Annotated in this window: 8 protein-coding genes; 4 read left to right on the forward strand and 4 right to left on the reverse strand. The window is 69.2% G+C overall.

What is annotated here, in order from left to right; genetic code table 11:
* The first annotated feature begins 199 nt into the window (after positions 1-199).
* Positions 200-1402: a M20 aminoacylase family protein gene (locus FHT26_RS09445; RefSeq protein WP_168559880.1), complete on the forward strand. Its 1203-nt coding sequence runs from the start codon at positions 200-202 to the stop codon at positions 1400-1402.
* Positions 1403-1412: 10 nt separating this feature from the next.
* The gene (locus FHT26_RS09450) at positions 1413-2495 is read left to right on the forward strand and encodes a M14 family metallopeptidase (RefSeq protein WP_168559881.1); all 1083 of its coding nucleotides are present in this window, start codon (positions 1413-1415) and stop codon (positions 2493-2495) included.
* A 36-nt stretch (positions 2496-2531) separates the two neighbouring features.
* Here FHT26_RS09450 and FHT26_RS09455 read toward each other — a convergent pair whose 3' ends face one another.
* Entirely contained in the window at positions 2532-4664 is a 2133-nt protein-coding gene (locus FHT26_RS09455) for a hypothetical protein (RefSeq protein WP_168559882.1), read from the reverse strand.
* Between the two features lie 152 nt (positions 4665-4816).
* On the opposite strand from FHT26_RS09455, the gene FHT26_RS09460 reads away from it, so the two are divergent.
* Entirely contained in the window at positions 4817-5125 is a 309-nt protein-coding gene (locus FHT26_RS09460; protein WP_168559883.1) for a DUF1272 domain-containing protein, read from the forward strand.
* Complete coding sequence (locus FHT26_RS09465; protein WP_168559884.1) at positions 5122-6153, forward strand: GlxA family transcriptional regulator; 1032 nt, start codon at positions 5122-5124, stop codon at positions 6151-6153. The genes FHT26_RS09460 and FHT26_RS09465 overlap by 4 nt, the downstream gene beginning before the upstream one ends.
* Positions 6154-6247: 94 nt before the next feature.
* On the opposite strand, the gene mdoH is transcribed toward FHT26_RS09465, so the two are convergent.
* From mdoH to FHT26_RS09480, 3 genes are all read right to left on the reverse strand, one after another.
* A complete protein-coding gene (gene mdoH / locus FHT26_RS09470) occupies positions 6248-8392 on the reverse strand; it encodes a glucans biosynthesis glucosyltransferase MdoH (protein WP_490362777.1) in 2145 nt (714 codons plus the stop codon).
* 38 nt (positions 8393-8430) lie between these two features.
* On the reverse strand, positions 8431-9915 hold the full coding sequence (locus FHT26_RS09475) for a glucan biosynthesis protein G (RefSeq protein WP_168559886.1): 1485 nt from the start codon (positions 9913-9915) through the stop codon (positions 8431-8433).
* Positions 9916-10286: 371 nt separating this feature from the next.
* Complete coding sequence (locus FHT26_RS09480) at positions 10287-11591, reverse strand: DUF4397 domain-containing protein (RefSeq protein ID WP_168559887.1); 1305 nt, start codon at positions 11589-11591, stop codon at positions 10287-10289.
* Positions 11592-11665 lie beyond the last annotated feature (74 nt).

Below are 11665 nucleotides of genomic sequence, written 5' to 3' on the forward strand. Positions count from 1 at the left end.
TCCTGCCTTGCAGGCCGCGCTGGGCCGGCGGCCCGGCAAAGCGCTTGCGCTTCAGCGCAGGCTCATATCGCGTCAGCGATGTGATGCCGGAGCTGAAGCCGGTTCCGCGGGCGTTGCTTGATCGGTCGCTTGCTTCGCCCGCTCCCCGGCACGGGATGTGCTCGACGAGTAAACTCGTCCGCCTTCCTGGAGCGCGCCCATGCAGTTGATCGAATCCATCCTGGCCGATGCCGCGGCCGTCACGGCGATCCGACGTGACATCCATGCCCATCCCGAACTCTGCTTCGAGGAAACGCGCACCGCGGACGTGATCGCGAAGGCGCTGACCGACTGGGGCATTCCGATCCACCGCGGGCTGGGCACCACCGGCGTCGTCGGCATCGTGAAGGGCACCGCGGGCACGAGCGATCGCGCCGTCGGGCTGCGCGCCGACATCGACGCGCTGCCGATGACCGAGAAGAACACCTTCGCGCACGCCAGCATCCACGCCGGCAAGATGCACGCCTGCGGCCACGACGGCCACACCGCGATGCTGCTGGCCGCCGCGAAGCACCTGTCGAAGAACCGCAATTTCGACGGCACCGTCTACCTGATCTTCCAGCCTGCCGAAGAAGGCGGCGGCGGCGCGCGCGAAATGATCAAGGACGGCCTGTTCGACAAGTTCCCGATGGAAGCGGTGTTCGGCGCGCACAACTGGCCCGGCATGCAGGTCGGCCAGTTCGCCCTGAAGAACGGCCCGTGCTTCGCGTCGAGCAATGAATTCCGCATCGTGATCCGCGGCAAGGGCTCGCATGCGGCGATGCCGCACAACGGCATCGACCCGGTGCCGATCGCCTGCCAGCTGGTGCAGGGCTTCCAGACCATCATCACGCGCAACAAGCGGCCGATCGACGCCGGCGTGATCTCGGTGACGATGATCCATGCCGGCGAGGCCACCAACGTCGTGCCCGACAGCGTCGAGATCCAGGGCACGGTGCGCACCTTCACGCTCGAGGTGCTCGACCTGATCGAGAAGCGCATGAAGGAGGTGGCCGAGAACCTGTGCGCCGCGTTCGACGCCGGCTGCGAGTTCGAATTCACCCGCAACTACCCGCCGACCATCAACCACCCGGCCGAGACCGAGTTCGCGCGCGGCGTGATGGCCGACGTGGTCGGCGCCGAGAACGTGCAGGAGTTCGAGCCGACGATGGGCGCCGAAGACTTCAGCTACTTCCTGCTCGAGAAGCCGGGCTGCTATTTCCTGATCGGCAACGGCGACGGCAGCCACCGCATCGGCGGCCACGGCATGGGCCCGTGCATGCTGCACAACCCGAGCTACGACTTCAACGACGACCTGATCCCGCTGGGCGCGACGCTGTGGGTGCGCCTGGCCGAGCAGTGGCTCTCGCAGCCGCGGCGCTGAGGCCGGCACGATGAACACCGAAACGTTCTTCGCGCAAACCTACGCCGAAGCGCGCGGCAAGTTCCTCGCCGCGGCCGAAGCGGCCGAGCTCGACGTCGAGACCCACGCACACCCGCTGCTGGGCCGCGACGGCGAGACGCTCGCGATGGACGTCGTGCGCGACGGCCCGGCCGATGCGAGCCGGCTGCTGATCGTCAGCAGCGCGTGCCACGGCGTCGAGGGCTTCTGCGGCTCCGGCATCCAGGTCGGGCTGCTCGGCGATGCGGCCTGGCGCGCGTCGGCGCACGACGCCGGTGTCGCGGTGCTGTACCTCCATGCGCTGAACCCGTACGGCTTCTCGTGGTGGCGCCGCACGACGCACGAGAACGTCGACCTGAACCGCAACTTCCACGACTTCAGCCGGCCGCTGCCGGCCAACCCCGGCTACGACGAGCTGGCCGGGCTGCTGGTGCCGCCGACCTGGCCGCCGTCGCCCGAGGTGGTGATGCGCATCGGCCAGTTCGTGCAGCAGCGCGGCATGGAGGCGCTGCAGGCGGCGGTGTCCGGTGGCCAGTACGAGCACCCCGAAGGCCTGTTCTATGGCGGGCGCAACCCGACCTGGAGCCACGTGACGCTGCGCCACGTGCTGCAGCAGCACGGCCGGCGGGCGGCCCGGCTCGGCTGGATCGACCTGCACACCGGGCTCGGGCCGATGGGCGTCGGCGAGCGCATCTTCGCGTGCCACGACGATGCGGCCGCGCTGGCCCGCGCCCGCGCGTGGTGGGGCGACGGCGTGACCTCGATCTACGACGGCAGCTCCAGCTCGGCGATGCTGACCGGGCTGATGTGGAACGTGGCGTACGAGGAATGCCCGCAGGCCGAGTACACCGGCATCGCGCTCGAATACGGCACCCTGCCGATCATGCAGATGATCGAAGCGCTGCGGGCCGACCAGTGGGTCGAGAACCACCCGGAGGCACCGGCCGAACAGCAGGCGCAGATCAAGCGGCAGACGCGGGACGCGTTCTACATCGACACGCCCGAATGGAAGCAGCAGGTGTGGGACCAGGCGCACGATGCGGCAGGCGCCGCGGTGCGGGGGTTGGCGGGTTGAGGTGAGCGCGGGCCTTGGCGGCTTGGCACGAAGCGATCAGCTGTTCGATCGCTTGAGCTTCAAGGCTTCCAATCGCCCGGCCAGACGCCCGGCCCAGGCGTCGCACTCGGTCTCGGCGATGGGCAGCGGCCTGGATGACCGCTCCGCGCGCCACCGCCCGAGCAGCCGTTCGGCTTGTTCTCGCCATGCCTGCACCAGCTTCTTGGGCGGACGAGGGCAGCATTCGAGAAATTCCACGAGTGCGGCAGCACTGCACAACGCGCGATATCGGATGTTGGCGTGCCGGCGAAAGGCCGATTCGGCTTGAGCGCCGAGCCCTTGGAGGCCGCCCCTTTCGCCCGAGAGGGCGGCCATTCGCAAGATCCCGAGCAACAGCAAGTCCAGCCGGCGGGCGCCCGGCTCCATGCCTGCGTTGCACCACTGCCTTTCCCAGCCGGGTTCAGGCTCTGCCGCCACCGCCAGCCACTGCGCCAATGACGCCTTCCGCAGACCGAGATCGTTGTAGCCTTCAGACATGACGGCGGCATAGGCGGCCACCGATGCATCCTCGTCCGGGAAGCAGGCGGCCACGGTGTGCAGCAAGGACATTCTCGGAACACTGGTCAGTTGATCCCAGTCGTAGCGAGTAGCTTGCTCCCATTTCAACTCGCGCCGAAAGTGCTCTCCCAACAGATGGCGTCGGGTTCCGGATGTCCTGCGTTCGGGGGAGGCATTCTGCAAGGCCCCCATGACGCTGACAGAGAACGAGGGATCGAGACCCAATTCGCGATACAAGACTTCGGCGAAGGGGTCCTTCTGCTTCACATGAAGTCGCAGATCCTCCAGGGCGTTCGCCCCGATGCGTCGCTTGCTCCAGAGCTTCGCTTCGTAGTACATCGCCGGCCACACGTCTTCGGACCGGGTGACCAACTCCTGCCACGCACCGAATGCCCGCTTTTCCACCTGTTCGCGGTCAAGGTCGGAAGATCCGGGCACGCAGCCGACCAGCCACTCCCGCACCGGGACGACGTCTGCGGCCGAGCAGCGCTCGTCGTCGAACTCACCGGCGGACAGCGCCTGTTCGATGAACTGCAACACCCTGACAGGAGGGCAATCCTCCATCGTCATCAGCATGTTCGCGACATCGATCGGCGTCCAGCCCGTCTTCTGCAGCGCGTCCAGCGTGGCGTCCAACACACCCGGCATCACGGCATCGCCGCATTTCACAGCCGTCTCCACGAAGTACTGCAGCGCTCCGACGTCAACGGTGCGGCCTTCTTGCAGGATCCACTCGCAACGGATGCTTCCACCCGCTTCGCTCGTGTTGTGCGTCGAAAGCACCCATCCGGCTTCGTTCATCCGCTGCGTCGCGTCCTGCATCGTCAGCAACGGTTGTTGCTCTGCCCAACGGGTCTTCAGCGCCGACGCCAGCTCTTTCGCATCCAGATTGTTGCCGAGCAACTTGAGGCACAAACCGATGACATCGGCGCGGCCATCGGTGCAGGCGCTCTGAAACAGCGTCGTCAGCAATTCGGTCGCGCGTTCGCATTCAGGCGTCAGCTCACCACCGACTTTCTCGACACTCCGGACGATGCAGGCGATGGCCCTGGCTTCGGCCTGGGCGATCTCATCCTCCGACGCAGCACCGCTCAGGGTGCAGAGTTGCACGGCGTCGGCGCACTCCTGCATCAGGCGTTCGTGGATGACGCCGAACACCTGCAATGATTCCAGGTGCTGCCACACCCCATCCGGCACCGGCAAGCCGGCCTCGCAGTGCTGCAGAACCGACACCAGGCACTTCACCTGCTTGACCGCCATGCCGATGCGCGGCACTGGAAACTGCTGCATCAGATGCACCAGCAGTTGCATGGCCAGCTCCGGGCAACCGCTGTCGCTCAGCCCCTTGACGACGGCGAGCAATGTCTCGACATGCTCGTCAACCGTGCCCAGCACAGTGTAAGTTTGCGGGACATACGCAGGCAGCGGGTAGCCCGACATCAAGGAGTTCAACAAGTCCGCATAGGCCATCAGCGTGTTGGAGATGTCGTCCGCATTCGCACTCGACCGACGGCCTCGATCCACGCACAGGCCCACCAGGTCCGAGATCTCCTTCGGCGGAAGTTTGTTGTCGGGCGAGGTCTTGCTGCCACGCGAGACGCTGCGACTCCGCGGAGGGGTACTTCCTTGCATCGGGATCCTCCTCATCAATTCATGTTGCCAACTGAGTAACACGATGGCCAAAAACGTTCCTGTCCTGAATTGATCGATGCGGGTCCGCCACCGTCGAGACACAGCTGCGTCCGATCATTTATGGTTCGTTGACTTCACCAGCCGAGCCCGCCATGCTTCAACTCCGCCCCACCTGCGAACACTGCAACACCACGCTGCCGCCGGAATCGCTCGATGCGCGCATCTGCAGCTTCGAATGCACCTTCTGCGCGAACTGCGTCGACAGCGTGCTCGGCAACGTCTGTCCCAATTGCGGCGGCGGCTTCGTGCCGCGCCCGGTGCGGCCGGTGCACGACTGGAAGGGCGGCAATCACCTCGCCGGCTACCCGGCGCAGAGCACGGTGAAGCACCGCCCGGTCGACCTCGCTGCGCAGGCCGCGCTGCGCGAGCGCTTGCGCGGCGTGCCGCCCGAGCAGCGATGAACCGCGTCGATGTCGCGATCGCCGTGCCGCCGCGCACGCTGCTGCTCGATGTCGCCGGGCCGGCGGAAGCATTCCGGCTGGCCGACGCGCACCTCGCGGCGCAGGGCCGGCCGGAGCGCTTCCGGCTGCGCTTCGTCGGACCGCAGGCGCAGGCCGCGAGTTCGGTCGGGCTGCAGGTGGCGGGGCTCGAATCGCTGCCGACGCGCTTCGAAGTGCCCACCTGGTTGATGGTGGTCGGCCAGCCCGCCGCGGCGCTCGGCCGGCCCGATGCGGCCACGCTGGAGACGATCGACTGGCTGCGCCGCGACATCGGCCCGCTGATGGCATCGGGCGACGACCACCGCCTCGTCGGCGTGTGCACCGGCACGCTGCTGCTCGCACGCGCCGGGCTGCTCGGCGGGCGCCGCTGCACGACGCACCATGCGTTCATCGAGATGCTGCGCCGCCTGGCGCCCGCAGCCCAGGTGGTCGACAACCGGGTGTTCGTGCTCGACGGCGCGCTGGCCACCAGCGCCGGCGTGACCGCCGGCATCGACCTCGCGCTGCACCTGATCGCGCTGGCCTGCGGCGACGCGCTGGCAGCGCGGGTCGCGAAGGACCTGGTCGTGTACCTGCGCCGCACGCCGAACGACCCCGAGCTGTCGCCGCTGCTGGCGCACCGGCACCACATCCACCCGGCGCTGCACCGCGCGCAGGATGCGGTGTGCGAGCGGCCCGGCGACGACTGGACGCTGGCGTCGCTGGCCGAGGCCGCGCACGTGACGACGCGCCACCTGCTGCGGCTGTTCGCCGAGCATGCGGCGGTGTCGCCGATGACCTATGTGGAAAAGATTCGCCTGGAGCGGGCGCGCCAGGCCTTGTCGGGCGGCGCGAGCGTCACGCGGGCCGCGCAGCACGCGGGGTTCGCATCGGACCTGCAATTGCGCCGCGCGTGGGGGCGGCACCTCGAAGGCACACCGCGCACCGCGCGAACACCTTCCCAGCCCGGATGCCAGTCCGGGACCCGGGTTGTCACCCGGGCTACGTGACCGACGAGCAGCGGGCCGATCGCCGGGCCGCCCCAAGCCGGCCCGCATCCCCTCGGGGGTTCGGCCGACGTGCCCGGCGGCCGAGGGGTTGCCGTCAGGCGCGTCGTTCGTTGCGCACCAGGCTGGCATTCGCCGCCAGCTGATCGCGCAGGCGCACGATGGTCTGCGGCTCGCTCAGCAGGCGCATCCGGTCGGCCTTGCTCAGGCGCTCGGTGTCGTGATGGACCAGCAGGCCCTTCATCAGCAGGCGGCGCGCCTTGCCGCGGCTGCCCCAGCTGGTGTTGCGCGGGCCCATCGCGCTGCGCACCACGTCGAACAACCACGGGTCGTTCAACGCATCGCGGAACTGGCGCATCGGCGCCGCGCGGCGCGCATGCGCCCACGCACGGCGCAGCACCGTCGGCGCCGAATGCTCTTCCGGCGTCAGCAGCAGCTTGTTGGCCAGCAGGCGCTGGCCCAGCCCGGAGCGGCTCGTCAGCACCACCAGCGGCACCGCCAGCAGCAGCGGCAGGCCCATCGGCGCCAGCCACAGCGTGGCCTGCGGTTGCACCCACAGCACCAGCGCCGACAGCAGCGCCACGCCGCCGCTGATGAACATGAAGCGGCGCGCCGCATCCGCCCAGCCGATGTCGCTCGCTTCGCGCGGGGGCGACTTCCAGTCCAGCTTCAGCCCGGTCAGCGCGACGACGACGAACAGCGTGTGCGCCATCATCCGCACCGGCGCCTGCAGCACCGACAGGCCGCCTTCCAGCAGCGCGCCCTTCACCAGCGCGGCGGTGCCGCCATAGCGGCGCTGCTGCCCGGTCATCACGATCGCGGCGACGCCCATCACGCGCGGCATCGCCAGCATCACCGCGGTGGCCAGCCACAGCAGCGCCATCTCGACCGGCAGCTCGCGGGCCGATCCGAACACCGGGTGGCCGCCGAACATCCACAGCCCCGCGCCGAGCAGCACGAAGGCCAGCCACAGCGGCGCCGACAGGTAGGCCAGCGCGCCGGTCAGCAGCATCGCGCGGTGCACGCCGTGCAGGCCGGGCTCGGCGATCAGGCGGGCGTTCTGCAGGTTGCCCTGGCACCAGCGGCGGTCGCGCTGCAACTCTTCGAGCAGGTTGGGCGGCTGTTGCTCGTAGCTGCCGTGCAGGTCGTGCACCAGCCAGACGTGGTAGCCGGCACGGCGCATCAGCGCGGCTTCGACGAAGTCGTGCGACAGGATCTCGCCGCTCAGGCCGCCGCGGCCCTTCAGCGGTGCCAGGCCGCAGTGCTTCATGAACGGCTCGACGCGGATGATCGCGTTGTGGCCCCAGTAGTGCGATTCGCCCAGCTGCCAGTACTGCATGCCGGCGGTGAACAGCCGGCCCGCGACGCGGCCCGAGAACTGCTGCGAGCGCGCATGCACGGTGTCCAGGCCGCAGGCCTGCGGCGCGGTTTGCAGGATGCCGGCGTTCGGGTTGGCTTCCATCAGCCGCACCAGCTTCACCAGGCAGTCGCCGCTCATCACGCTGTCGGCATCCAGCACCACCATGTAGCGGTAGTCGCGGCCGAAGCGGCGGCAGAAGTCGGCGACGTTGCCGGCCTTGCGCTTGGTGCGGATGGTGCGCCAGCGGTAGTAGATGCGCTCGGCCAGCCCGCTCTCGGCGCGCAGCTCGGCCCACGCGGCCAGCTCGGCGGCGCGGATCTCGGGGTCGCTGGTGTCCGACAGCACGTAGACGTCGAACAGGCTGGACGCGCCGGTGGCGGCCAGCGATTCGACGGTGGCGCGCAGGCCGGCGAACACCGTCGACACCTGCTCGTTGCAGATCGGCATGATGATCGCGGTGCGCGCGCTCTTGTGGATCGGCTCGTTGCCGACCGACGATGCCGACATCGCATGCCGGTCGCCGCGCCACAGCACCCAGAAGCCCATCATCGCGGTGAAGAAGCCGGCCGACACCCACGCGAACAGCAGCGCGTACAGGCCGATCTGCAGGTTGCGCAGCCAGGCGCTGTCGTGCGGCGGCAGCACGGTGGCCAGCAGCGCGGTGGCACCGGCGGCCGACAGCGCGACCAGCCCCAGCAGCACGCGGCGGCGCGCCTTCGCGGCGTTCTCCCAGGCCGCGGGGGCCGGGGCCGGCGCGGCCGGCGCGGCGCGCGCGCCGGGCTGCACCAGGCGGCCCAGGCCGGCCAGCGTGCCGACCAGCAGCTCGCCCAGGCTGCGCGTGAAACCACGCCACGGCTGAGCCACCATCGAGCCGCGGTTCATGCGCGGCATGCTGGCGCCCGGTGCGGATCGGTCGGCGCTCACTCGGGTTGAATGATCGTGGTCCATGTTTCGGTCAAGGCGTTGTCGCCGGTTTGGAGAAAGGCTCGCAGCTCGGCGGGTTGCGCGGGCTGGAGGCGGTTGACGCGCACGGTCATGCGCCAGGTGCCGGTCGCAGGGTTGCGATAGGCGTTGCGTTCGACGATCTGGGCGTTGCTGCCGGCGGTGACGACGGCCTTCACCACCGCATCGGCGGGCAGCGCGCGCAGTGCCGGGCCGTCGAAGTCGACGACGTACTGCACCTCGCGCGGGTCGAGCGCCTTGTGGCGGTCGACGAAGCCGTGGCCGCGGCGCGTCTGCACCGTCCAGCCGGCCGGCGGGCGCTGCTGGCGCTCGCCCTGCCACTGCATGCGGTACGCAAAATCGATCGGCTGGTTCGGTGCCGGCACGCTGTCGGGCACCCAGTACGCGACGACGTTGTCGTCGGTCTCGTCCGGCGTGTGCAGTTGCAGCAGCTCGACGCGGCCCGGGCCCCACTTGCCCTGCGGCGTGATCCACACGCTCGGGCGGTGCTCGTACTGCGCCTCGGTGTCTTCGTAGCTGGTGTACGCGCGGTCGCGCTGCATCAGCCCGAAGCCCTTCAGCTCGGCCATCGAGAACGAGGTCACCAGCGTGCGGTTCGGGTTGACCAGCGGGCGCCACAGCCATTCGCCGCCACCCTTGCCGTCGCCGGTGGCGATCATCAGGCCGTCCGAATCGTGGACCTCGGGGCGGAAGTCGCCGGCCTTCGGCTGGTTCTCGCCGTGCGCGAACATGCTGGTCAGCGGCGTCAGGCCGAGCGTCGCGACACCGGCGCGCAGGAACAGGCGGGCCTGCACGTCGATCGCCGTGTCCGGATTCTTGTCGTCCCCCGGGCGCAGCGTGAAGCGGTACGCACCCGTCGCGCGCGGCGAGTCGAGCAGCGCATGGATCACCAGCGTGGTCGCCTGCGGCGCCGGGCGCTCGATCCAGAACTCGCTGAAGCGCGGGAACTCCTCGCCGCTGCCGCCGACGGTGTCGATGCCCAGCCCGCGCGCCGACATGCCGTAGTGCTGGCCCTTGCCGAGCGCGCGCAGGTAGCTCGCGCCGAGGAAGACCACCAGCTCGTCCTTGTAGGCCGGGTTGTTCAGCGCATAGTGCACGCGGAAGCCGGCGAAGCCGAGGTCGCCCCAGCCCTTCTGCGTCAGCTTGTTCTTGCCGTAGTCGAAGTCGGCGCGGTCGAACGCGACGTGGTTGACGCGGCCGTCGGGCGCGATCTCGTTGATCGACACCGGCTGGGTCTGGAACTTGCCGAGGTGGAAGAAGGCCAGCTCGAACGGCAGGTTCTCGCGCCGCCACAGCGACTTCTGCGGGTTGAAGCGGATGTCGCGGTACTGGTCGTAGTCGAGGTTCTTCAGCTCGTCGGGCAGCTTGACCGCGACCGGCGCGTAAGCACGGGTGGCCATCTGGCGGGCGCGCTCGGCCACGTCGTCGAAACCGAAGGCCATCGCGTGGCCGGCGAGGCCTGCGAGGCCGAGCGAAACCAGCGCGCGGATCCATGTCGCGGATCGGCGAATGGCGGGAGCGGTGAACGCGGTGTGACCGGGGGCAGCGAGCAAAACGTGGTTCCTGTCTGGCAAAACAAGGCCGTCGAAAACGGCCGCGATGCCATGACAGCGCAACGCCTGTGCCAGCAAGAAAAGTCGTTTGATATCAACGACTTACCACGCGTAACGAAGGGTTTCCCCGTATCTGACGCGAAAACAGCGCTCCGGACCGGTCGTTTTGTCGCCGCGCAGCGACAGCGGTCCGGAGCTGCCTCGCCAAGTCCTTGTCGTGTCAGGACTTTTTGGCTGTCACCGGACAGCGACAGCCGGCATCAGCGGTCGCGCACCAGCGTGCCGAGCGGGGTCGCGGCGTCGCCGAGCATGAACACCGTGTAGACCTTGGTCGCCTGCAGGTTGGCCTCGCCGTTCAGGTACAGCCGCGACGCCGCGGCCGGCGAGGTCACCTCCAGCCGGATCGGGTTGCCGACCACCAGGCTGGCGCCGACCGAGGCCTGGCCGAACGGGATGTCGCTGGCGACCAGGCCGTAGTCGGCCGTCAGCGTCACGTTGCCGGCCAGCCCGTTGACGCCGTGCACCAGCCGCAGCTTCGCGCTGGTGGCGGCAGCCGGCTTGTTGTTGTCCTGCAGCACGAAGGCGGTCGGCGCGGCCGGCGTGCCCAGCACCAGCAGCGTCACGTCGGCGCCGGGCGGCGCGGTGAAGGCCGGCAGCGCGAGGGCCGCGCCGCCGTTCACCCGCAGCTCGCCGGTCACCGCACCGGCCGGCACCATCGCATACGGCACGATCGCCGGCGACGCGATGCCGCTCGACAGCGTGATGCCGTTCGCCTTCACCGACACCGCACCGCCGGCCGTCGTCCCGGCCACCACGCGCACGCGGGCCGACGGGTTCTTCTGCGCGACCACGTCGGCGCGCTGGTTCAGCACCAGCCCGTGCACCAGCACGCCGCCGGGCGTGGCCGTCAGCACCAGCGTCGCGATCTGCTGGTCGGCCAGCGTCACCGACGGCAGGTCCAGCCGCACGTCGGCCTTGTTGCCGGCGCCGGTCGCGACGACGCGCCACGCGCCCTTCGCGAACTCCTTGTACGCACTCAGCGTGTCGATGGCGATGCCGAACCCCGGGTTCTGGTCGGCCAATGCGGCATCGACCGGGAACACGTACACGTCGAGCGCGCCGGCTTCGACCGCGCCGTTCATCACCCGCAGCTTCGCCTGGCCGGCGGCCGGCGCCGCTTCGCCGTCGTTCATGTACATCGCGCGCAGCGAGGTCTCGGTGCTGTAGGCCACCAGCGTGTGATAGCCGTCGCTCGCCACGGTGCGGCTCACGCTGGCCGCCGCTGCCGTGGAGCCGCTGCGCTTCAGCGTCATCGCGACCGTGCCCGAGCCGATCTCCGAATAGGCGCCGACCGCGAACGATGCGGTGTCTTTCGTCTGCAGCACGTCGTTGGCATAGAAGTCGAGTGCCGTGTAGTCGGTCGTCGCGTTGACCAGGCGCACGCGGCCGGGCGCGCCGCCGCCGTCGTCCGAACCGCCGCCGCAACCGGGCAGCACGGCGGCGGCCGCCAGCATCGCGAGCGCGCTCGCCGCAACCAGGGCCCGGCGGGAGAAGTACTTGTTCATCGAAGCGTTTCCAGTGGATTTCACGAATGTGCTGTTTGCACATTCACTGTAGATTCCACGACACATCGTGACAA

The organism is Rhizobacter sp. SG703, from assembly GCF_012275445.1.
GTDB lineage: Bacteria > Pseudomonadota > Gammaproteobacteria > Burkholderiales > Burkholderiaceae_C > Rhizobacter.

Excerpts from the sequence above, each read along its gene's own strand:
- FHT26_RS09460 (WP_168559883.1), top strand. The coding sequence starts at position 4,817 with ATGCTTCAACTCCGCCCCACCTGCGAACACTGCAACACCACGCTGCCG.
- FHT26_RS09465 (WP_168559884.1), top strand. The coding sequence starts at position 5,122 with ATGAACCGCGTCGATGTCGCGATCGCCGTGCCGCCGCGCACGCTGCTG.
- FHT26_RS09445 (WP_168559880.1), top strand. The coding sequence starts at position 200 with ATGCAGTTGATCGAATCCATCCTGGCCGATGCCGCGGCCGTCACGGCG.
- mdoH (WP_490362777.1), bottom strand. The coding sequence starts at position 8,392 with ATGAACCGCGGCTCGATGGTGGCTCAGCCGTGGCGTGGTTTCACGCGC.
- FHT26_RS09475 (WP_168559886.1), bottom strand. The coding sequence starts at position 9,915 with ATGGCCTTCGGTTTCGACGACGTGGCCGAGCGCGCCCGCCAGATGGCC.
- FHT26_RS09480 (WP_168559887.1), bottom strand. The coding sequence starts at position 11,591 with ATGAACAAGTACTTCTCCCGCCGGGCCCTGGTTGCGGCGAGCGCGCTC.
- FHT26_RS09450 (WP_168559881.1), top strand. The coding sequence starts at position 1,413 with ATGAACACCGAAACGTTCTTCGCGCAAACCTACGCCGAAGCGCGCGGC.
- FHT26_RS09455 (WP_168559882.1), bottom strand. The coding sequence starts at position 4,664 with ATGCAAGGAAGTACCCCTCCGCGGAGTCGCAGCGTCTCGCGTGGCAGC.